This is a genomic window from Leifsonia sp. NPDC058194 (assembly GCF_042883605.1).
GTDB lineage: Bacteria > Actinomycetota > Actinomycetes > Actinomycetales > Microbacteriaceae > Leifsonia.
In genome coordinates this window covers 358,380-378,732 of the sequence record NZ_JBHVVL010000002.1, presented here as the reverse complement: position 1 = coordinate 378,732, position 20,353 = coordinate 358,380, and the positions used below count along the sequence as shown (strand labels likewise).

Here is a 20,353-nt window from a genome sequence, read left to right as displayed (position 1 = left end):
ACCGACTGTGTCCGTTCTTACGTGCCGTTACCGCCGCCCTCGCGCCCGGCGCCGCTGCTGCGCTACGCGCGCCCTGCAGAATGGGGAGATGGAGAACGAGGTCCCTCGGTACACCCGTCAGCTCGACCAGCTCGCCCGGCTCGGGATGCGGACGACCGGGTCGGCCGCGCACACCGAGCTGGTCGACTCCATCGCGGCCGAGCTCGATGCCCTCGGTCTCGCGGTGCAGCGCGACCGGCAGGTCTTGGATCGCTGGGAGGCCGGCCCCGGCAGCGTCGGGCTCGACGTCGGCGGCGCACCGGTCGCCGTGGCGTCCGCCTGGCCGTACTCCGGCGTCACCGGACAGGACGGCGTGACCGGCCGGCTGGTGCGGCTGACCGGCCGCCGGCTCCGCTGGGCGGAGGCGGCAGAGGCGATCGCGGTCGTCGAGGTCGCCCACCTCCGCGTCCCGTCTGCGGCCGTGATCGCGAGCTGGGACGGCGGGGCCGCCCTCGGTCCGACCGTGAGCAACCCGGTCCTCTCCGCTGAGCTCGGCGGAGTGGACCTCGCCGCCGCGCGTGCCGCCGGCGTGCTCGCGGTCATCGCCGTCTGGGATGGGCTGCCGGACGCCGTCGCGACGGGCCAGTACGTCCCGTTCACCCAGCCCTACCGCGACCTCCCGGCCCTGTGGGCGCCCGAGAGCGAGCGGGTGCGTCTGCGGGAGGCGGCCGAACGCGGCGCCACCGCCCGTCTCCGGCTCACGGCGGAGCTCACCCCCGGGGTGCCGACCGACACGGTGTGGGCCGTGTCGCCCGGGACCGTCGCCGGTGAGTCCGTCGTCGTGGTCACGCACACCGACGGCTCGAACGAGGTCGAGGAGAACGGCCACATCGGCCTCCTCGCCCTCGCCCGCGACGCCGTCGCCGCCCCGCACGACCGCACGATCGTCTTCGCCGCGGTCACCGGCCACCTCCGCATCCCGGCCGTGACCGAGCACGGCCAGGCGACGACCGTGTGGCTGCGCGCCCATCCCGAGCTGTGGGACGGCCGTCCCGGCGGGATGCGGGCCGTCGCCGGCCTCGCCATCGAGCATCTCGGCGCTCGTGCTTTCGCGGTCGATCCGACCACCGGCGCCTACCGGCCCACCGGAGCGCTCGAGCCCGAGCTCCTCTACGCGACGACCGCCGAGCTCGCCACGCTCGTCCGGCTGTCGTGGCCCGAAGTCGATGGAGGGCCGGTGCCCGTCGCGAAGCCCGCTCCGCTCATCCACTTCGGCGAGGGCGAGCCGCTCTTCCAGCACCGCATCCCGGCCGTCGCCCTGGTCACGGCCCCGGAGTACCTCCTCGCCGAGCTGACGGAGCGCGCCGTCGACGTGGGGGTGCTCGCCCGGCAGGTGGACGGCTTCCGCGAGCTGCAACGCCGGCTCGCCTCCACGGGTCTTCCCGCCGACGCCCTCGGGACGGTTCGCCCGCCATCGAAGCTCCGGAAGGGTGTCGCCGCCCTGCGCGCCCTCGCCTCCGTGCGCGCTCAACTGCGGCGCGGCTGACGACGCCACAGCCGCCGCATTCGGCACGAATGGCGACTGCGAACGCCGCTTTCACGACATTCGTCACGAATGTCGGCGGCCGCGCGGTGACCACTATCCCCGCCGCGTGGGAGGCGTACCGTGGCCCGGCATGAACACAACCGGATGGATCATTCTGATCGTCGTCATCGTGGTGATCGTCATCGCGATCATCGTGGTCGCCCTCACCGCCGGGCGTCGCCGCAAGCAGGAGCACGACCGTCTGCGCGCGCAGGAGCTCCGGGCGGACGCGCGCGACGACGATCTGGCCGCTCGCGAGCGTGAGGCCAAGGCCGCGCAGGCGACCGCGGACGCCAAGCAGGCGGAGGTCGAAGCCGAGCAGCGCCGCCGCTCCGCCGAGGCGCACGCCACCGAGGCCGCCGAGGCCCGCTCGTCCATCGACGAGAAGCTGGCGAAGGCCGACGCGATCGACCCGGACGTCCGCACCGACCGCGACGGCAATCGGGTCGCCGAGCATCGCACCGAAGCGCCACCTACGGACGCGCCTCGTACGGAAGCGCACGCGGAGCCCCGCATCGACACCGGCAGCGACGGCACGTCCGACGTTCCGCCCCCGCGCCCCGCACGCTGAGCCTGCACACTGCGCCTACATGAAAAAGCCCGACTTCGGCGTAATCACGCGGAAGTCGGGCTTCGTTGGTGGATCTGAGGGGACTCGAACCCCTGACCCCCTGCATGCCATGCAGGTGCGCTACCAGCTGCGCCACAGACCCATGTTCAGTTCTTGTTTCGCCGCCCCGGCTTCCCGCGACAACTCATCCAGCGTACTACACCGACGCGCCCAGGAAAAAATCCTGAAACTCCCCCGGGCGCGTCGGGCAATACGGGGTCAGTCGAAGAGGTCACTGAGCCAGTTCTCGCGCTTCTTCTTGTACGGACGCTGGCCCTGCGGGGCGTACCCGGACTGCGGGGCGTACCCGGGCTGCGGGTATCCCGGCTGCGCGGCGCCCTGCTGCCCGTACGCCGGCTCCTGGTACCGCGGCGCGGCAGCCGGAGCCGCCGATCCCGCACGGTCGATGATCTTGTCGAGTTCGCCGCGGTCGAGCCAGACGCCTCGGCACTCGGGGCAGTAGTCGATCTCGATGCCGTTGCGCTCGCTCATGACCAGGGTCGCGTTGTCGGTGGGACACTTCATGGCCACAGTCAACAAGGCCAACATGAGAGAACTCTCATGCGGAACCGGGAAACCGCCGTGACGACGCTCGCGGACTACTGGGCCGCGTCGTGGACGGGCAGCTCGATCGGGAGGACGGGGCAGTCCTTCCAGAGGCGCTCGAGGGAGTAGTACATGCGGTCCTCCTCGTGGAAGACGTGCACCACCAGGTCGCCGAAGTCGAGGAGCACCCAGCGCCCCTCCGAGCGGCCCTCACGGCGCAGGGTACGCACGCCCGCCTCGTTGAGCTGGTCCTCCACCTCGCCCGCGATCGCCATGACGTTGCGCTCCACCCGCCCGCTGACGAGCAGGAACGCGTCGGTCAGGGGCAGCGGCCCGGAGACGTCGAGCGCGACCAGGTCCTCACCGCCCTTGGAGTCGGCGGCGATGGCCGCGATCTGCAGGATCTCTCGGGCGTGCGGGGATGCGGTCACGGTCGTGCCTCCGGTGCGGTGACGATGTCTGATGTCGAGATGGCGGAGCGGAGGATCAGAACACCTTCAGCCAGTAGGCGGCGACGAGCAGTCCGATGACGCCCACCGCGAGCACGCCCGCGGTGATGATGAGCACGGTCGGCAGAGCGTTTCCGCGCTTCTTCGGCGGGGTGATGACACCGCGCGTGGACGTGTGCGTGCTGATCGCACGGGAGGCGCGCACAGGGGCGACCTCCGAGGTGTTGAACTCGTTCTCTTCGCCATCGAGCAGGTTGTCGATGTCCGAGGAGTCGAGGTGCTCCGGGTTGAGCCCGGTCGACCCGACGCCGCGCGGCAGGTCGATGGAGCCGGTCACGAGGATCTCCCCCGTGCTCGTGAGTGGTGCGGTCGCATCCGGGCGAGGGATGGACGGCAGGATGAGGGCGTTCGTGGTCGTCGCAGCGGTGGACTGCCCCACGTTGCGCGAGATGATCGGCTCGCTCACGTCCTCCACGTCGGCCGCCGTCGACCAGTGGCCGGTGGGCGGCGTGAACGGGCGGCGCTCCTCAGCGGAGACATCGTCCGTCGGTGCCGGCTGCGCCGCAGCGGGAGCCGGCGCGAAGGCGGGAGCCTCGAAGGCAGGATTCGGAGCGAACGCGGGCTTCTTCTCCGCCTCCTCGCCGGACGACGAGGGCGTCAGCGGCGCGAACGGCCACGCCTTCTTCGTGTCGTCGGCGACGGCGGCCTCGGGCTGGGCGCCGAAGCTCGGCTCCTGTGCCCCTGCGGGCTGCTCCGGCGTCGCAGCCGGAGGTGCGTCGAACGCGATCGGCACGACCGGCTCGGCGAGGTGCGGCGTGTGGTTGGCCTGCTGGTTCGCCTCCTGCGCCTGCATCATCGCGCGCATCTCACGGCGGGTCAGGGTGCGCTCCGGCACGATCCCTGCGGCGGCGTCGCCCGACGCCACGATGGAGACCGGCTGGGTCACGGCCTCGGGCGTCGAAGGATCGGACGCCTCACGGAAGAGTGAGGACGGCGCGGCCTCTGTCTCATCGGCGGCCGGGCCGCCGGGCGCGGTGAAGACGAGCGCGTCGAAGTCGTCGCCGCCGGATGCGGACGGACGAGAAGGCGGCAGCACGCCGGGCTCGGCGAAGGCCGTCGCGGGGATGGACGGGCGCTCCGGGGCGGCGGATGCGGCGTCGTCGGGACGATCGGCGCGGCCGGCTGCGGACGCCGGAGTCGTGAAGGTGGGGATCTCGCCGCCGGGAGTCGGCTCGGCCGTTCCGGCACGTCGCGTTTCCTGGCGCGCGGCGGTGCGCTCGCTCTCACGGGCCTGTCGCCGGGTCAGCGGCGGCTGGCCGTCTGCGGGCTGCTCGGGCCACGAAGTCATGCAACACTCCGATACAAGTGGTGTTTCGAGATGTACTGGACGACACCGTCCGGCACGAGGTACCAGACCGGGAATCCCCTACTCACCCGGCTCCGGCAGTCGGTCGACGAGATCGCCAGGGCCGGGACTTCCAACAAGCTTACGTCTTGCGTAGGTAATCCAGAAATACTCAAGTCATGTCCCGGACGACTCACAGCCACGAAATGGGCGAGCTTCCAGAGCTCCTCCACGTTGCGCCAGCTGAGGATCTGCGCGATGGCGTCGGCTCCGGTGATGAAGAAGAGTTCCGCGTCCGGGCGCTGCTCGTGCAGGTCGCGCAGGGTGTCGATGGTGTAGGTCGGCCCGGCGCGGTCGACGTCCACGCGGCTGACGGTGAAGCGCGGGTTGGAGGCGGTGGCGATCACGGTCATCAGGTACCGGTGCTCCGCCTCGGTGACCGGGCCCTTCTGCCAGGGCTGACCGGTGGGAACGAAGACGACCTCGTCCAGGTCGAACGATTGCGCCACCTCGCTGGCCGCGACCAGGTGGCCGTGGTGGATCGGGTCGAACGTTCCGCCCATCACGCCGATGCGCGGCCGCCGGCTCTTCTCCGTGAGCTCCATGCCCGGAGGGGTCAGTGTCCCTGGTTCGGGTGACCGCTGCCGTGGTGCGTGGCACCCGGCGCACCGGCGTGCGAGGCGGCGTCGGAGGCGGCCTTGTGGCTGTGCCGGTTGGCGACGTCCTTGTAGCTGAAGACCACGATCGCGAGCACGGCGAAGATGGTGATGGCGATGGCGCCGTACGCCCAGGTCGGCATCGGCAGCTCGACGTGGGTCTCGGCCTCCGCGAGGACGGTCGTCAGAAATGACATCGGGGGTTCTTCCTTTCCGGTGGGCGCTGGCCCGCCGATCAGTCTAGCGGGCGCTCAGCCGCGGATCTGGCCGGACCCGCGCACGATCCACTTGGTGCTCGTCAGCTCGGGCAGGCCCATCGGCCCGCGCGCGTGCAGCTTCTGCGTCGAGATGCCGACCTCGGCCCCGAAGCCGAACTCGCCTCCGTCGGTGAAGCGGGTCGAGGCGTTCACCATCACGACCGCGGAGTCGACCTGCGCCAGGAACCGCTCGGCGTTGGCGAGGTCGTTCGTGATGATCGACTCGGTGTGCTGCGTCGAGTAGCGGCGGATGTGCTCGATGGCCTCGTCGAGGTCGTCGACGACCTTGACCGAGATGTCGAGGCTCATGTGCTCGGTGGCCCAGTCCTCCTCGGTGACGGGCACGCCGTTCGTCGCGAAGGGCAGCGCGCGTTCGTCCGCGTGCACCGTCACGCCGGACTCGGCGAGGGCTCCGAGCACCTGCGGGAGGAGTCGCTCGGCGGCGGAGCGGTGCACCAGCAGGGTCTCCACCGCGTTGCAGACGCTCGGTCGCTGCACCTTGGCGTTGCGGACGATGTCCACGGCCCAGTCCTCGCGCGCGCTCTCGTCGAGGACGATGTGCACGACGCCGGCTCCGGTCTCGATGACCGGGACGGTCGACTCGGTGACGACCGTGCGGATCAGGTCGGCGCTCCCTCGCGGGATGAGCACGTCGACGTATCCGCGGGCGCGCATCAGCTCGCCCGCACCCGCGCGGCCGAACTCGTCGATCGTCTGCACGGCGTCGGCGGGGAGGCCCGCGCTCGCGAGGGCGGACTGGATGACGCCCACCAGCACGCGGTTGGTCTCGATGGCCGCACTGCCCCCGCGCAGGACCGCCGCATTGCCGCTCTTGATCGCGAGGGCGGCGATGTCGATCGTCACGTTGGGGCGGGCCTCGTAGATGGCGCCGACGACGCCGAACGGCACACGCACCTGCGAGATCGCGACGCCGTTCGGGAGCGTGCTCCCCCGCACCGCCTGGCCGACCGGGTCGGTCAGGCCCACGACCTCGAGCACCGCCTCCGCCAGCCCCTGAAGGCGTGCGGCGGAGAGGGTGAGCCGGTCGAGGAGTCCGGCCGTCAGCCCGTTCTCGCGCCCGTTCGCCAGGTCGAGCTCGTTCGCCGCGAGGATCTCGCTCGCGGACCCGACGACCCGGTCGGCGATCGCGGTCAGTGCGGCGTTCTTCTGCAGCGTGGTGGCCGTCGCGAGGGCGATCGAGGCGTGCTTGGCCGCGGCCAGCTTGTCGGCGAGGGCGACGGGCGCGACGGTGGTCTGAGACATGGTCCCAGTCTAGGACGCGGCGGTGCCCGGGGTGACGGCCGAAAGCGCACCGGTGACGCTCGGAACGCCATCGGGCGCGGGCGCGAACCACGTGCCGACGGCCTCGCCGCGCAGCGCCTCGGCGACGAGCGCGGTCGACGTCAGCACGACCGCCGTGCCGCGCTCCGCGGCCTGCCGGGCGGCCGACACCTTGGTGAGGGCTCCCCCGGTCCCGACACCCGAGAGGCCCGTGGTGCCGATCTCCACGCCGGCGAGCTCGTCGTCGAACTCCACGCGCTCGATGCGTTCGGCACCGGGCTCCTGCGGAGGCTTCGTGTAGAGCGCGTCGACGTCGGACAGCAGGACGAGCACGTCCGCCTCGATCAGCAGCGCCACCAGCGCGGCCAGGCGGTCGTTGTCGCCGAACCGGATCTCGTGCGTCGCGACGGTGTCGTTCTCGTTGACGATGGGCAGGATGCGGAGGTCGAGCAGCCGCTCCATCGCACGCTTGGCGTTGGAGCGGTGGGTCGGGGTCTCCATGTCGCCCGCTGTCAGGAGCACCTGGCCGGCGACGATGCCGAACCGGTCGAGGCTGTCCTGATAGCGGTAGATGAGCAGGTTCTGCCCGACCGCGGCCGCCGCCTGCTGGGTGGCGAGATCGGTGGGACGCTCCTGCAGCGCGAGGAACGGGATGCCCGTCGCGATGGCGCCCGACGAGACCAGGACGACCTGCGTGCCGCGCCCGTGGGCCTCGGCAAGCGCATCGACGAGCGGCTGGATCTGCCCGGCGTTCTCCCCACTGATGGAGGAGGAGCCGACCTTGACGACGATGCGTCGGGCTGCGGGGATCCGGCTGCGGTCGTCGATGGTCATTCCTTGCCCGTCTCCTCGCTGCCGGCGCCGCCGTCGACGCTGTCGTTATACTCGTCGTCCTGCCAGAGGCCGGCCTCGCGCTCGCGGAGGAGCTCCGCGCGGGCCTCCGCCTTCGCGTCCATCCGCTCGAAGTACTCCTCGCGGCGCTGGTTGCGCGTCGGCCGGTTGTTGGCGTCCAGTCGCGCGTCCGTGCCGCGGGGCGCGGTCATCAGCTCGGCAGTGGAGGTCAGCGTGGGCTCCCAGTCGAAGACCACGCCGTTGGAGCGGCCGATGACCACCGTCGAGCCACCCACGGCGCCCGCCTTGAAGAGCGAGTCCTCGACGCCGAGCTTCGCGAGCCGGTCCGCGAGGTATCCGATGGCCTCCTCGTTGGCGAAGTCGGTCTGTGCGACCCAGCGCTCGGGCTTGGCGCCCAGGATGCGGTACACCGGTCCGTCGCTGCCACCCTCGACCTTGACCACGTAGCCGGAGTCGTTGACGGCCTGCGGGCGGATCACGATGCGCGGGCGGGCCTCCTCGAGGGCCGCCTGCTCGGCGCGCGACGTCTCCACGAGCTGGCCGAGGGCGAACGACAGGGCGCGCAGGCCCTCGTGGCTCACGGTCGAGATCTCGAACACGCGGTACCCGCGCGCTTCGAGGTCCGGGCGCACGAGCTCGGCCAGGTCGCGGGCCTCGGGCACGTCGATCTTGTTGAGGGCGATGAGCTGGGGGCGCTCGAGCAGCGGGAGCTGCCCCTCCGGGACGGGGTAGGCGGCGAGCTCGCCGAGGATGACCTCGAGGTCGCTCAGCGGGTCGCGGCCGGGCTCCAGGGTGGCGCAGTCGAGCACGTGCAGCAGCGCCGAGCAGCGCTCGACGTGGCGCAGGAACTCGAGGCCGAGGCCCTTGCCCTCGCTCGCGCCCTCGATGAGGCCGGGGACGTCGGCGACGGTGTAGCGCACGTCGCCCGCCTGGACGACGCCGAGGTTGGGGTGCAGGGTCGTGAAGGGGTAGTCGGCGATCTTCGGCTTGGCGGCCGAGAGCGCCGCGATCAGGCTCGACTTGCCGGCCGACGGATACCCGACGAGGGCCACGTCGGCGACGGTCTTCAGCTCCAGGAAGACATCGCCCTCCCAGCCCGGGGTGCCGAGCAGGGCGAAACCGGGCGCCTTGCGCTTCTGATTCGCCAGCGCGGCGTTGCCGAGGCCGCCGATGCCGCCCGCGGCCGCGACGTAGCGCATCCCGGGCTCGTTCAGGTCGGCGAGCTCCTCGCCGTCCTCGCCCTTGATGACGGTGCCGACCGGCACGGCCAGCTCGAGCTCTTCGCCGGTGTTCCCGCTGCGGTGGTCGCCCATCCCGAAGCCGCCGTTGTCGCTGGAGCGGTGCGGGTGGCGGTGGTAGCCGAGCAGCGTGGTGACCTGCGGGTCGGCGACGAGCACGATGTCGCCCCCGTTGCCGCCGTTGCCGCCATCCGGGCCGGCCAGCGGCTTGAACTTCTCACGACGGACCGAGACGCACCCATTGCCGCCGTTGCCGGCGCGCAGATGCAACGTCACGCGATCAACGAACGTCGCCATGTGGTGCTCCCTACTTGTGTCCCAAACGGCGGATGGGCGGGCCGAAGCCCGCCCATCCGGAAAGTGGTGCTCGTGGTGGAGGCTACGCCTCGACCGCCACGATGTTGACGACCTTGCGGCCGCCCTTGTTGCCGAACTCGACGGCGCCCGCCGAGAGGGCGAACAGCGTGTCGTCGCCGCCACGGCCGACGTTCACGCCGGGGTGGAAGTGCGTGCCGCGCTGGCGGACCAGGATCTCACCAGCGTTGACGGTCTGGCCGCCGAAGCGCTTGACGCCGAGGCGCTGCGCGTTCGAGTCGCGGCCGTTGCGAGTGGAGCTCGCTCCCTTTTTGTGTGCCATGTCTTCTTCTCCTCGGGAGGTCCGGGTCGACTACTTGATGCCGGTGATCTTGACGCGCGTGAGCTCCTGGCGGTGGCCCTGACGCTTCTTGTAACCGGTCTTGTTCTTGAACTTCTGGATGACGATCTTCGGACCGCGCAGGTCGCCGAGGACCTCCGCCGTGACCTTCACCTTGGCGAGGGACTTGGCGTCCGACGTGATCTTGTCACCGTCGACAAGCAGCACCGCAGCCAGCTCGACGTTGCCGTCCTTGTCGGCCTTGATGCGGTCCATCGTGACGATGGTTCCGATCTCGACCTTCTCCTGCCGGCCACCGGCGCGCACAACTGCGTAAACCACTCTCACGTACCTTTTCGTCGGGGAACAGCTCCCGGCGGCCTGACGGCCCGGACCTGGTCCTACTCTTACTGTTCTCGGAAGTCACTGGCGAGTCCGACGCCCCGGGGACCGGGAGCGGCTCTCAGAAAACCATGATGGCAATGCGGGCGACGCCCAACACACACCAGCGGTCAACTTTACCTGAGGCCGCTCGTCACGTCAATTCAACGCGGGGGCTCCAGGACCGTGCGGCACCGTCGATGGCGCCGTTCCTACAATCATTGTATGACGGTCTTGATCGATCCCCCGGCATGGCCCGCCCACGGCATGTTGTGGTCGCATCTGGTCAGCGACGCGTCGCTCGACGAGCTCCACGCCTTCGCGGCCGCGAACGACGTCCCGGCGCGCGCCTTCGACCTGGACCACTACGACGTCCCGGACCGTCGCTACGGCGAGCTGGTGACCGCGGGGGCCCTGGCCGTGCCCGGCAAGGAGCTCGTGTCGCGGCTCATCGCCAGCGGCCTGCGCGTGAAAGCACGCGACCGCGTCCGGAGGCACTGACTCGGTCGGCGCCTCCGCACGCGGTCGCGGGAGGATCTGCTGCGGACTACTCCGCCGGCGGAGCGATCTCGCCGCCGGCGATGACGGCCGTGCTGGCCCGTCGGCTGCGGTTGCGGCCCTGTCCGGGCTCCTTCGGCTGCGGGAGGGAGTCGAGCACCGACCCGAGCAGCTGCTCGGTCTCCGCGAGGGTCGGGCGGACCGCGGGTGCGGCCGGCTCGTGCGGCTCCGGCAGGTCGAGGAGCGGGAGGACCGCCTCCTCGGCGACCGGCGCCTCCGTGGCGGTCTCGACGGCTGCGGGCTCGACAGCTGCGACCGGCTGCGCCTCGGCGGGCTCAGTCGCGACGGACTCGGTCGCCGGCACGGCGTCGCCCTCGGAAGCGGCTGCGCCCTTGCCCTTGCGGCGGCGGCGCTTGGGCGCCGCGGGCGGCTCGGCGGCGACCGGGGCGGCCTCCGCCTCCACCTGGTGCGGGTGGATGGTCGATGCGGCGATCTGGGCCAGCGCGTTCTTCGCGTCGTCCGTGATCGCGTGGGTGCCGCCGTTGCCGCTGTGCGACGCCGAGCTCGACGGAGCGGAGGCGTTCGACCCGCCTCCGTTGCCGCCGCGACCGCGACGGCGCTCGCCCTGCGGCGCCTGCTGCTGCGGCTGACGGTGCTTCACGACCGGGTCGTGGTGCACGACGACGCCGCGGCCGGCGCAGACCTCGCAGGCCTCGCTGAAGGTCTCCAGCAGCCCGAGTCCGAGCTTCTTGCGGGTCATCTGCACGAGCCCGAGCGAGGTGACCTCGGCGACCTGGTGCTTCGTCCGGTCGCGGCTCAGGCACTCGATCAGGCGGCGCAGCACGAGGTCGCGGTTCGACTCGAGCACCATGTCGATGAAGTCGACGACGATGATGCCGCCGATGTCGCGCAGGCGCAGCTGGCGCACGATCTCCTCGGCCGCCTCGAGGTTGTTCTTGGTGACCGTCTCCTCCAGGTTGCCTCCGGAGCCGACGAACTTGCCGGTGTTGACGTCGACGACCGTCATCGCCTCGGTGCGGTCGATCACCAGGGAGCCGCCCGAGGGCAGCCACACCTTGCGCTCCAGCGCCTTCTCGATCTGCTCGGTGATGCGGTGCTCGTCGAAAGCGTCGCGATCGCCCGTGTACGCCTCGACGCGGTCGAGGAGGTCCGGCGCCACCTGACGGAGGTAGTTCTCGATGGTCTGGCGCGCTTCGTCGCCGGCGATGACGAGCTTCTGGAAGTCCTCGTTGAAGACGTCGCGGATGATCTTGATCAGGAGGTCGGGCTCGCTGTGCAGCAGGGCGGGGGCCGACTGGTTCTCGACCTGCTTGCTGATGTCGGCCCACTGCGCGGTGAGCCGGTTGACGTCGAGCGTCAGCTGATCCTCCGTCGCGCCCTCGGCGGCGGTGCGCACGATGACGCCGGCGCTCTCGGGGAGCACCTCCTTGAGGATCTTCTTCAGGCGCGAGCGCTCGGTGTCCGGGAGCTTGCGGCTGATGCCGTTCATCGAGCCGTTCGGCACGTAGACCAGGTAGCGGCCCGGCAGCGAGATCTGGCTGGTCAGGCGGGCGCCCTTATGGCCGACCGGGTCCTTGGTGACCTGGACGAGCACGCGGTCGCCGGGCTTGAGCGCCAGTTCGATGCGGCGGGGCTGGTTGCCGGTCTCGACGGCGTCCCAGTCCACTTCGCCGGAGTACAGCACCGCGTTGCGTCCGCGGCCGATGTCGACGAACGCCGCCTCCATGCTGGGGAGGACGTTCTGCACGCGGCCGAGGTAGACGTTGCCGATGAGCGACGCCTCCTGCGAACGGGCGACGTAGTGCTCGACGAGGACCTTGTCCTCGAGGACGCCGATCTGGATGCGGCCGCTCTTCTCGCGGACGATCATCTGGCGGTCGACCGACTCGCGGCGGGCGAGGAACTCGGCCTCGGTGATGACGGGGCGGCGGCGGCCGGCGTCGCGACCGTCGCGACGGCGCTGCTTCTTCGCCTCCAGGCGGGTCGATCCCTTGACCTTCTGCGGCTCGGTGATCAGCTCCGGCTCGCGCGGGGTGCGCACCTTGACCACGGTGTTCGCCGGGTCGTTCGCGCCCTCGCGGCCGGTCTCGCCCGCGCGGCGACGCGAGCGGCGGCGCACACCGCCTGCCGGCTCCTCGTCGTCGCCCGCGAAGGGCGGGAGCGGGACGATGTCGGGCGCCTGGAAGAGCAGGGTGGTCGGCGGGAGCCCGGGGGCGCCCGCGAGCGCCGGCTCGTCCTCGGCGATCGGCTCCGGGAGCGCGGGCGGCTCGTGGGCGGCACGCTCGGCGACCGCCACAGCGGTGACGGCGGCCTCCGCGGTGACCGCGGCCTCCGTTGCCGTCGCCTCCACCGGCAGAGCCGCGGACTCGGCCGGGACGACGGGGTCGCCGACGGCGCCCGTGGGCGTCTGCGCCTCGGGTGCCGCCGTGGCGCCCGCCTGCTGCACGGGGGAATCGGTGGTGCGCTTCACCGCGCGTCGCGCTCCGAAGAGCCCTTTGCGCTTGCGCCCTCCCGTCTCCGTGTCGTTGCCATTGCTGTCGATATTCTCGTTTTCCACCATCGCTGGTGCACTCCTCGACCGGCTGCGGTTCCCCGCTCACCGGGTACTCTCCGTCGGAGCCGACACTCGGCCTGCCCCGTAATCCTTGCTCGGACGCGGCCGGCTCGTGGCGCGGCACACATCCGGCTCTGTCTCCGGCCTTCACGGCCGGCCCTCACCGGGCGCCTGCGGCGCCCTCAAGCCTTCTATTCGTACGCCTCCGGCAGGGCCGGATCGACGTCCAGTGACGATTATCGCATGATGAGCGATCGGATGCCGGTGCTCCCAGGACCACCCGCGTGGCGCATGCCATAATCCGAGGGTGTCTGAACCTGCCGTCGCGGCGCCCTACCGCCGCCCGACCGTCCTCGCGATCTTCCTGATCGTCGCGGGTGCCATCGGCCTCTGGGCCGCGTTCATGCTGACGGTGGACAAGTTCCACCTGCTCGCGAACCCCGACGCCCAGCTCTCGTGCAACTTCAGCGTCCTGGTGGGCTGCTCGAAGAACCTCAACTCCTGGCAGGGCTCGCTGCTCGGCTTCCCGAACCCGGTGCTCGGGCTCGGCGGGTGGACGGCGACGATCGCCGTCGGCGTCGGCCTGTTCGCCGTGCGCGGCCGCTTCGCCCGCTGGTACTGGATCGCATTCAACGTCGGCGTCGTGCTGGCCCTCGCCCTGGTGATCTTCCTGATCACGCAGTCGCTCACCGTCCTCAACGTGCTCTGCCCGTGGTGCATGGTCACCTGGCTCGTGACGATCCCGACCTTCTGGGCCGTCACCCTCTACAACCTCAAAGAAGGCAACATCCCCGTGCCGGAGCGGGCACGCCGGTTCTTCGCCGCGGCCTACAGCTGGGTGCCCCTCATCACGATCGTCACCTACGCGATCGTCGCGATCCTGGCGCAGATCCAGCTCGACTGGATCCACCGCGCGTTCGTCTGAGTTCGTCTGAGCGTTCGGCTGGGCGTTCCGCTGAGCGCTCTGCGCGCTAGTGGACGGAGAACCCGCCGTCCACGGCGATCGACTGACCGGTGATGTAGGCGGACGACGGACCGGCGAGGAGCACAGCGGCGCCCGCGAAGTCGTCGGGCCTCCCGTTGCGTCCGACCAGGGTGCGCGCCGCCAGTCGCTCGACCGTCTCCGGATCGGAGCTGAGCCTGCGGTTCAGCGGGGTCTGGACGAATCCCGGGATCAGGACGTTCGCGGTGATCCCCGAGGCCGACCAGGCCTCGGCCTGCGAGCGGGCGAGCGCCTCCAGCGCCGCCTTCGAGACGCCGTAGGCGCCACTCGAGGCGAACGGCCGGTGCGCCTGCTGCGAGCTGATGTGGATGAAGCGCCCGTACCCGCGGTCGGCCATGCCCGGCGCGAGCCGTTGCCCGAGGATGAATGGCGCATCCAGGTTGACCGCCATCGTGGCGTCCCAGGTGGCCTCGTCGAGCTCCGGCATCGGCGGCCTCAGATTGATGCCGGCGGAGTTCACCAGGATGTCGACGTGGCCGGCCACATCAGCCAGGGCGTGCGCCCCGTCGCGGGTCGAGAGGTCGGCCCGGACGCCGTCGGCGGAGTCGCCGCACGAGCGGATCTCCGCCACCGTGGACTCGATCGCCGTGACCGTCCGCGCCGCGACGAGCACGTGCGCACCGGCCCCCGCGAGGGCGAAGGCGATGGCCTTGCCGATCGCCGAACTCCCTCCGGTGACCAGCGCCGTGCGCCCGTCGAGTGCGAAGAGCTCCTGGACGTTCATCCCGTCAGCCTCAACCCGCGTCCGACGCGGTCGTCGCAGCACGGACACCGTCCGGTGCTGCGACGACCGCAGGGGACACTGCTCTCAGTCGAACCAGAGCGCGAGTTCGCGCTGCGCCGACTCGGGCGAGTCGGAGCCGTGGACCAGGTTCTGCTGAACCTTGAGACCCCAGTCGCGGGCGAGGTCGCCGCGGATCGTGCCGGGTGCGGCCGTGGTCGGGTCCGTCGTGCCCGCCAGGGAGCGGAAGCCCTCGATCACGCGGTTGCCCGCGACGCGCAGGGCCACGATCGGGCCCGACTCCATGAACTCGACGAGCGGCTCGTAGAACGGCTTGCCCTCGTGCTCGGCGTAGTGCTTGGCGAGCAGCTCGCGGTCGGCCTGCAGCATCCGGATGTCGACGAGCGAGTAGCCCTTCGCCTCGATGCGGCGGACGATCTCCCCCGTCAGGCTGCGGGCGACTCCGTCGGGCTTGACGAGGACGAGGGTCTCTTCGACGGCGGTGGTCATGGGTTCTCCGTTCCGTTGTGGGCCGTTGCGGCCCGTTGGTTGCGGTCGATGCGGGCGGCGGCGATCATGCAGTAGGTCCACATGGCCGTGAAGATCGCCCCGACGATGAAGAAGGCGGGCACCAGGAAGCCGGCGGCCACGACCGTCAGCTGCACGATCCAGCCGAGGACGACGCCGATCGGCCAGCGCAGTGTGCCGACGGCGATGATCATGAGCACGATGACGGCCGCTCCCCCGCCGAGCGCGACCGCGGGCGGCAGTGCGCCGAGCCCGAAGAGCACGAGCGCGCCGAGGAAGACGATCACCAGCTCGAAGGCGAGCAGGATGGAGCCGAGGCTCTCGCGCAGGCTCCGCCGGCGGCGGACCCGCGGGGCCGGTGCGGACCCCTCGGGAGCGGCGGGCTCCGAAGTGGGGCCGGGAGCGTCGCTCACGCGCCCGCCCCCTTCCACTCCTGCTCGGCGGCGTACGCCATCGCGGCGCCGACGAGGACGATCGAGCCCGTCACGACGACGGCGCGCCGGTCCGACTCGCCCGCCCACTCGCGGGCCGCCTCCAGGGCGTCGAGCGCGTCGCTGTACACGATCGTCGCCTCGTCGCCCACCTCGTCGCGCACGATGTCGCCGAGCTCCTCCGCCTCCAGCGCCCGCTCGCTCGCGGGCTCGGTGACGAAGAACTGGGTGGCGACCGGCGCGAGCGCCCGGACGACCCCGCGGGTGTCCTTGTCGGCGAGGGCGCCGAGCACGAACGTGAGCTCGTCGAAGTGGAAGTAGCGGCGCAGCGCGTCCGCGAGGGTCGCGGCGCCGGCCGGGTTGTGCGCGGCGTCGACGAGGATGGTGGGCTCGATCCCCACGAGCTGCAGGCGGCCGGGCGAGGTGGCCGTGGCGAAGCCCTCCTCGACGAGGTCGGCGTTGAGCGGCTGGGAGCCCCGGCCGAGGAAGGTCTCGACCGCCGCCACCGCGACCGCGGCGTTCTGGGCCTGGTGATCGCCGTAGAGCGGCAGGAAGACGTCCTCGTAGGTCGCGGCTCGGCCGCGCACCGTGACGAGCTGGCCGCCGACGGCGACCTTCGTCGACGCGACGTCGAAGTCGCGCGGCTGCAGGGCGAGGCTCGACTCGGTCAGCGCAGCGGCCTCCCGCAGCACGTCGAGCGCCTCAGGAGTCTGCGCCGAGGTCACGACGTCGGCGGACGGCTTGATGATGCCGGACTTGGTGCGCGCGATCTCCTCGATCGTGTCGCCCAGCGCCCGGGTGTGGTCGAGCGAGATCGGTGTGAAGACGGCCACCTGGCCGTCCCCGACGTTCGTCGAGTCCCATTCGCCGCCCATGCCGACCTCGATCACGGCGACGTCGACCGGGGAGTCGGCGAAGATCGCGTAGGCCAGAGCCGTCAGCGCCTCGAAGAACGTCAGCGGCGCCTTGCCCTGCTCCTCCAGTTCGGCGTCGACGATCTCGAGGTAGGGCCGCACGTCGTCCCAGTTGCGCACCAGCTCCTCGTCGGAGATCGGCTGGCCGTCGATCACGATCCGCTCGGCGAAGCTCACCAGGTGCGGGCTCGTCAGCAGGCCGGTGCGCAGCCCGTAGGCGCGGAGCAGGCTCTCGACGATGCGGCTCGTCGACGTCTTGCCGTTCGTGCCGGTGATGTGCACGATCGGGTAGGCGCGCTGCGGGTCGCCCAGCAGCTCGACCGCCCGTCGGGTCGCGTCGAGGCGGCGCTCGGGAGCGCCTTCGCCGACCCGGGCGAGCAGGGCCTGGTAGACCGACTCCGCCTGGTCGCGCCAGTCGTCCTCGGGGATCTCGTCGCTCACGACTCCTCCATCTTGGTCACGCCGACGGTGAATCCGCCGGCGTTCGCGAACTGTCCGGCCGTGAAGGCCTTCTCGTATCCGGAGACGGCAGCACCGACGACGAGCTCCAGCGCGAGCGTCTCGTTCGCGATGTCGACGTCGGCGGCGAGGTCGAGCGCGCGGGCGTCGTCGTCGTGCTCGAACGTCAGGGCGAGCCGGATGCGGTCGCTCACGTCGAGCCCTGCCGCCTTGCGGGTGTCCTGCACGGCGCGGATGATGTCGCGGGCCAGGCCCTCGGCCTCCAGCTCCGGGGTGGTGACGGTGTCGAGCAGCACGAAGCCGCCTCCCGGCAGCAGGGCGAGCGCGCTGGACGATCCCTCGTCGGCCTGAGTGGTCTCGAGCACGAGCTCGTACTCTCCCTCGGCCAGCTCGATGCCGCCGACGGTCACGACGCCGTCGTGCTCGCTCCAGTCGCCGGCACGGGCGGCGCCGATCACCTGCTGCACCTGCTTGCCGAGGCGGGGGCCTGCGGCGCGGGCGTTCACCGTGAGCTTGCTGGTGATGCCGTAGGCGGCCGCGCTGTCCTCCTCCAGCTCGACGAGCTCGACGGACTTGACGTTGAGCTCGTCGCGCAGGATGGCCTCGAACGGACGCAGCGCGGTCGCGTTCTCGGCGACGACGGTCAGCGCCGCCAGGGGAAGGCGCACGCGCAGCCCTGCCTGCTTGCGCAGCGAGAGCGTGGTGGAGCTGATGGTGCGGATGCGGTCCATCGCGTTGACGAGCGCGTCGTCCGCCGGGAACTCCGCCGCGTCGGGCCAGTCGGTCAGGTGCACGCTCCGCCCGCCGGTGAGCCCCTTCCAGATCTGCTCAGACACGAGCGGGAGGAGCGGGGCCGCGACGCGGGTGAGGGTCTCGAGCACCGTGTAGAGGGTGTCGAACGCCTCGGCGCCCGTGCCGTCCTCGGCCACGCCCGTCCAGAACCGGTCGCGCGAGCGGCGCACGTACCAGTTGGTGAGCACGTCGGCGAAGTCGCGCAGCTTGGCGGCGGCCAGCGTCGAGTCGAGGCTCTCCAGGTCGGCCGTCACGGCCTCCACGAGGTCGCGGGTCTTGGCGAGCAGGTACCGGTCGAGCACATCGGTGGAGTCCACCGAGCGCTTCGCCTCGTAACCGGTCGCGTTGGCGTAGAGCGAGAAGAAGTACCACGTGCTCCACAGCGGCAGCAGCACCTGGCGGACGCCCTCGCGGATGCCCTCCTCGGTGACGACGAGGTTGCCCCCGCGCAGCACCGGGCTCGACATGAGGAACCAGCGCATCGCGTCCGAGCCGTCGCGGTCGAAGACCTCGTTGACGTCCGGGTAATTGCGCAGCGACTTCGACATCTTCTGCCCGTCGCTGCCGAGCACGATGCCGTGGCTGATGACGTTGCTGAAGGCCTGGCGGTCGAAGAGCGCCGTCGACAGCGTGTGCAGCAGGTAGAACCAGCCGCGCGTCTGGCCGATGTACTCGACGATGAAGTCCGCCGGGCTGTGGGTGTCGAACCAGTCGCGGTTCTCGAACGGGTAGTGCACCTGCGCGAACGGCATCGACCCCGAGTCGAACCACACGTCGAGCACGTCGGTGATGCGGCGCATGGTCGAGCGGCCCGTGGGGTCGTCGGGGTTCGGCCGGGTCAGGTCGTCGATGAACGGGCGGTGCAGGTCGGGCTCCCCCGCGGCGTTCTGCGGCAGGCGGCCGAAATCGCGCTCCAGCTCCTCGAGGGAGCCGTAGACGTCGGTGCGCGGGTACGCCGGGTCGTCGCTCTTCCACACCGGGATCGGCGAGCCGAAGTAGCGGTTGCGCGAGATCGACCAGTCGCGTGCGCCGGCGACCCACTTGCCGAACTGGCCGTCCTTGACGTTCTCGGGGACCCAGTTGATCTCCTGGTTGAGCTCGCCCATCCGGTCGCGGAACTCCGTGACGCGCACGAACCAGCTGGAGACCGCCTTGTAGATCAGCGGGTTGCGGCACCGCCAGCAGTGCGGGTACGAGTGCTCGTAGCTCGCCTGGCGCAGCAGCCGGCCCTGGTCCTTGAGGAGCTTCGTCAGCGGCTTGTTCGCGTCGAACACCTGCAGGCCCGCGACGTCGCTCACCGCGGGGAGGAAGCGCGCGCCGTCGTCGACGGAGATGATCATCGGGATGCCGGCGGCCTCGGTGACGCGCTGGTCGTCCTCGCCGTAGGCGGGCGCCTGGTGCACGATGCCGGTGCCGTCCTCGGTGGTGACGTAGTCGTCGACGAGGATGCGCCACGCGTTCTGCGTGCCGTAGGCCTCCGCGTCGGCGTAGTAGTCCCAGAGGCGGTCGTAGTGCACGTCCTCCAGCTCGGAGCCGAGGATGCTGCGCGAGACCGCGGCCTGGGCGTCGGCGGCGGACTCGTAGCCGAGGTCCTTCGCGTAGTTGCCCAGCAGGTCGACGGCGATCAGGTACTCGCCGCTCAGCACGTCGTCCTCGGAGCCGCCGTGCGTGTCTGCGGCGCCATTCGGGCCGGCGGGCACGACGACGTAGGTGATCGCGGGGCCGACGGCCAGGGCGAGGTTGGTCGGGAGGGTCCACGGCGTCGTCGTCCACGCCAGGGCGCGCACGCCGGTGAGCCCGAGCGCCTCCGCCTTCGACCCGACGAGCGGGAAGGTGACCGTGACCGTCTGGTCCTGACGCATCTTGTAGACGTCGTCGTCCATCCGCAGCTCGTGATTGGAGAGCGGGGTCTGGTCGCGCCAGCAGTACGGGAGCACGCGGTAGCCCTCGTACGCGAGGCCCTTCTCGTGCAGCTGTTTGAAGGCCCAGATCACCGACTCCATGTACGTGACGTCGAGCGTCTTGTAGTCGTTGTCGAAGTCGACCCAGCGCGCCTGACGGGTGACGTACTCCTGCCACTCCTTCGTGTAGCGCAGCACGGAGTCCTTCGCCGCCTGGTTGAAGGCGGCGATGCCCATCTCCTCGATCTGGCTCTTGTCGGTCAGGCCGAGCTGCCGTTCCGCCTCGAGCTCGGCGGGGAGCCCGTGGGTGTCCCAGCCGAAGCGCCGGTGCACCTGCTTGCCGCGCATGGTCTGGAAGCGCGGGAAGACGTCCTTGGCGTACCCGGTCAGCAGGTGACCGTAGTGCGGGAGGCCGTTGGCGAAGGGCGGGCCGTCGTAGAAGACCCACTCGGGCGCCCCTTCGCGGTTCTCGACGGACGCGCGGAAGGTGTCGTCCTTCTTCCAGAACGCGAGGATGCCCGTCTCGATCTCGGGGAACGCCGGGCTGGCCGCCACCTCGGGGCGGTTCTGGGCGTCCGTGCGCTCGGGCTCGGACGCGTCCGGTGCGGACTGGGGGTACGGCATCTCACTCCTGGCGGGTTCGCTGGTCTGCACGAGGACGCCGGACGCTCGCACGCCCGTCGCGGTACCACCCCGCTTGCCCCGCCCACCGGCGTCG

Annotated in this window: 20 protein-coding genes and 1 tRNA gene; 4 read left to right on the top strand and 17 right to left on the bottom strand. The window is 70.9% G+C overall.

Going from position 1 to position 20,353, the window contains the following annotated elements; all coding sequences use genetic code 11:
* The first annotated feature begins 88 nt into the window (after positions 1-88).
* Both ACFVU2_RS08625 and ACFVU2_RS08620 read left to right on the top strand, forming a co-directional pair.
* The gene (locus tag ACFVU2_RS08625; protein ID WP_387872990.1) at positions 89-1,525 is read left to right on the top strand and encodes a hypothetical protein; all 1,437 of its coding nucleotides are present in this window, start codon (positions 89-91) and stop codon (positions 1,523-1,525) included.
* Positions 1,526-1,655: 130 nt separating this feature from the next.
* Complete coding sequence (locus ACFVU2_RS08620) at positions 1,656-2,135, top strand: hypothetical protein (RefSeq protein ID WP_387872989.1); 480 nt, start codon at positions 1,656-1,658, stop codon at positions 2,133-2,135.
* 66 nt (positions 2,136-2,201) lie between these two features.
* On the opposite strand, the gene ACFVU2_RS08615 is transcribed toward ACFVU2_RS08620, so the two are convergent.
* The 11 genes from ACFVU2_RS08615 to rplU all read right to left on the bottom strand — a co-directional run bounded on the left by ACFVU2_RS08615 (position 2,202) and on the right by rplU (position 9,774).
* Positions 2,202-2,277 (bottom strand) — tRNA-Ala (locus ACFVU2_RS08615).
* A 116-nt stretch (positions 2,278-2,393) separates the two neighbouring features.
* A complete protein-coding gene (locus ACFVU2_RS08610) occupies positions 2,394-2,699 on the bottom strand; it encodes a zf-TFIIB domain-containing protein (RefSeq protein ID WP_387872988.1) in 306 nt (101 codons plus the stop codon).
* A gap of 74 nt (positions 2,700-2,773) precedes the next feature.
* Positions 2,774-3,151 carry a ribosome silencing factor gene (gene rsfS / locus ACFVU2_RS08605; RefSeq protein ID WP_387872986.1) on the bottom strand — a complete coding sequence of 126 codons (378 nt, stop codon included), beginning with the start codon at positions 3,149-3,151 and terminating at the stop codon, positions 2,774-2,776.
* A 55-nt stretch (positions 3,152-3,206) separates the two neighbouring features.
* Complete coding sequence (locus tag ACFVU2_RS08600) at positions 3,207-4,517, bottom strand: hypothetical protein (protein ID WP_387872984.1); 1,311 nt, start codon at positions 4,515-4,517, stop codon at positions 3,207-3,209.
* A complete protein-coding gene (gene nadD, locus ACFVU2_RS08595; RefSeq protein ID WP_387872982.1) occupies positions 4,514-5,119 on the bottom strand; it encodes a nicotinate-nucleotide adenylyltransferase in 606 nt (201 codons plus the stop codon). The genes ACFVU2_RS08600 and nadD overlap by 4 nt, the downstream gene beginning before the upstream one ends.
* An 11-nt stretch (positions 5,120-5,130) precedes the next feature.
* Positions 5,131-5,367 (bottom strand): hypothetical protein, encoded by a 237-nt coding sequence (locus ACFVU2_RS08590; RefSeq protein ID WP_387872980.1) that lies wholly within the window; start codon positions 5,365-5,367, stop codon positions 5,131-5,133.
* 54 nt (positions 5,368-5,421) lie between these two features.
* Positions 5,422-6,690 carry a glutamate-5-semialdehyde dehydrogenase gene (locus ACFVU2_RS08585; protein WP_387872978.1) on the bottom strand — a complete coding sequence of 423 codons (1,269 nt, stop codon included), beginning with the start codon at positions 6,688-6,690 and terminating at the stop codon, positions 5,422-5,424.
* Between the two features lie 9 nt (positions 6,691-6,699).
* A complete protein-coding gene (proB, locus tag ACFVU2_RS08580) occupies positions 6,700-7,542 on the bottom strand; it encodes a glutamate 5-kinase (protein ID WP_387872976.1) in 843 nt (280 codons plus the stop codon).
* Entirely contained in the window at positions 7,539-9,095 is a 1,557-nt protein-coding gene (gene obgE / locus ACFVU2_RS08575) for a GTPase ObgE (protein ID WP_387872974.1), read from the bottom strand. The genes proB and obgE overlap by 4 nt, the downstream gene beginning before the upstream one ends.
* Before the next feature lie 82 nt (positions 9,096-9,177).
* Positions 9,178-9,435 carry a 50S ribosomal protein L27 gene (gene rpmA, locus ACFVU2_RS08570; protein ID WP_387872973.1) on the bottom strand — a complete coding sequence of 86 codons (258 nt, stop codon included), beginning with the start codon at positions 9,433-9,435 and terminating at the stop codon, positions 9,178-9,180.
* A gap of 30 nt (positions 9,436-9,465) precedes the next feature.
* Positions 9,466-9,774, bottom strand: coding sequence for a 50S ribosomal protein L21 (rplU, locus tag ACFVU2_RS08565; protein WP_025155948.1), 309 nt, complete (start codon positions 9,772-9,774; stop codon positions 9,466-9,468).
* A 264-nt stretch (positions 9,775-10,038) separates the two neighbouring features.
* Here rplU and ACFVU2_RS08560 point away from each other — a divergent pair, with 264 nt between their 5' ends.
* Entirely contained in the window at positions 10,039-10,314 is a 276-nt protein-coding gene (locus tag ACFVU2_RS08560) for a DUF4031 domain-containing protein (RefSeq protein WP_387872971.1), read from the top strand.
* Positions 10,315-10,360: 46 nt separating this feature from the next.
* Here ACFVU2_RS08560 and ACFVU2_RS08555 read toward each other — a convergent pair whose 3' ends face one another.
* A complete protein-coding gene (locus tag ACFVU2_RS08555; RefSeq protein WP_387872969.1) occupies positions 10,361-12,892 on the bottom strand; it encodes an Rne/Rng family ribonuclease in 2,532 nt (843 codons plus the stop codon).
* A gap of 301 nt (positions 12,893-13,193) precedes the next feature.
* Between ACFVU2_RS08555 and ACFVU2_RS08550 the strand changes: the two genes are divergently transcribed.
* A complete protein-coding gene (locus ACFVU2_RS08550; protein WP_387872967.1) occupies positions 13,194-13,811 on the top strand; it encodes a vitamin K epoxide reductase family protein in 618 nt (205 codons plus the stop codon).
* A gap of 46 nt (positions 13,812-13,857) precedes the next feature.
* Here the strand turns inward: ACFVU2_RS08550 and ACFVU2_RS08545 are convergent, their stop codons facing one another.
* The 5 genes from ACFVU2_RS08545 to ileS form a co-directional block, all read right to left on the bottom strand.
* Positions 13,858-14,613: an SDR family NAD(P)-dependent oxidoreductase gene (locus ACFVU2_RS08545; RefSeq protein ID WP_387872965.1), complete on the bottom strand. Its 756-nt coding sequence runs from the start codon at positions 14,611-14,613 to the stop codon at positions 13,858-13,860.
* 84 nt (positions 14,614-14,697) lie between these two features.
* On the bottom strand, positions 14,698-15,120 hold the full coding sequence (ndk, locus tag ACFVU2_RS08540; protein WP_387872963.1) for a nucleoside-diphosphate kinase: 423 nt from the start codon (positions 15,118-15,120) through the stop codon (positions 14,698-14,700).
* Entirely contained in the window at positions 15,117-15,551 is a 435-nt protein-coding gene (locus ACFVU2_RS08535; protein ID WP_387872961.1) for a DUF4233 domain-containing protein, read from the bottom strand. Before ACFVU2_RS08535 ends, ndk begins: the two co-directional genes overlap by 4 nt.
* Positions 15,548-16,924 (bottom strand): bifunctional folylpolyglutamate synthase/dihydrofolate synthase, encoded by a 1,377-nt coding sequence (locus tag ACFVU2_RS08530; RefSeq protein WP_387872959.1) that lies wholly within the window; start codon positions 16,922-16,924, stop codon positions 15,548-15,550. The genes ACFVU2_RS08535 and ACFVU2_RS08530 overlap by 4 nt, the downstream gene beginning before the upstream one ends.
* A complete protein-coding gene (gene ileS / locus ACFVU2_RS08525; protein ID WP_387872957.1) occupies positions 16,921-20,259 on the bottom strand; it encodes an isoleucine--tRNA ligase in 3,339 nt (1,112 codons plus the stop codon). Before ileS ends, ACFVU2_RS08530 begins: the two co-directional genes overlap by 4 nt.
* Positions 20,260-20,353: the final 94 nt, after the last annotated feature.

Coding starts and splice junctions, on each gene's coding strand:
- ACFVU2_RS08625 (WP_387872990.1), top strand. CDS start 89: ATGGAGAACGAGGTCCCTCGGTACACCCGTCAGCTCGACCAGCTCGCC.
- ACFVU2_RS08620 (WP_387872989.1), top strand. CDS start 1,656: ATGAACACAACCGGATGGATCATTCTGATCGTCGTCATCGTGGTGATC.
- ACFVU2_RS08610 (WP_387872988.1), bottom strand. CDS start 2,699: ATGAAGTGTCCCACCGACAACGCGACCCTGGTCATGAGCGAGCGCAAC.
- ACFVU2_RS08600 (WP_387872984.1), bottom strand. CDS start 4,517: ATGACTTCGTGGCCCGAGCAGCCCGCAGACGGCCAGCCGCCGCTGACC.
- nadD (WP_387872982.1), bottom strand. CDS start 5,119: ATGGAGCTCACGGAGAAGAGCCGGCGGCCGCGCATCGGCGTGATGGGC.
- ACFVU2_RS08590 (WP_387872980.1), bottom strand. CDS start 5,367: ATGTCATTTCTGACGACCGTCCTCGCGGAGGCCGAGACCCACGTCGAG.
- ACFVU2_RS08585 (WP_387872978.1), bottom strand. CDS start 6,690: ATGTCTCAGACCACCGTCGCGCCCGTCGCCCTCGCCGACAAGCTGGCC.
- proB (WP_387872976.1), bottom strand. CDS start 7,542: ATGACCATCGACGACCGCAGCCGGATCCCCGCAGCCCGACGCATCGTC.
- obgE (WP_387872974.1), bottom strand. CDS start 9,095: ATGGCGACGTTCGTTGATCGCGTGACGTTGCATCTGCGCGCCGGCAAC.
- rpmA (WP_387872973.1), bottom strand. CDS start 9,435: ATGGCACACAAAAAGGGAGCGAGCTCCACTCGCAACGGCCGCGACTCG.
- ACFVU2_RS08560 (WP_387872971.1), top strand. CDS start 10,039: ATGACGGTCTTGATCGATCCCCCGGCATGGCCCGCCCACGGCATGTTG.
- ACFVU2_RS08555 (WP_387872969.1), bottom strand. CDS start 12,892: ATGGTGGAAAACGAGAATATCGACAGCAATGGCAACGACACGGAGACG.
- ACFVU2_RS08545 (WP_387872965.1), bottom strand. CDS start 14,613: ATGAACGTCCAGGAGCTCTTCGCACTCGACGGGCGCACGGCGCTGGTC.
- ndk (WP_387872963.1), bottom strand. CDS start 15,120: ATGACCACCGCCGTCGAAGAGACCCTCGTCCTCGTCAAGCCCGACGGA.
- ileS (WP_387872957.1), bottom strand. CDS start 20,259: ATGCCGTACCCCCAGTCCGCACCGGACGCGTCCGAGCCCGAGCGCACG.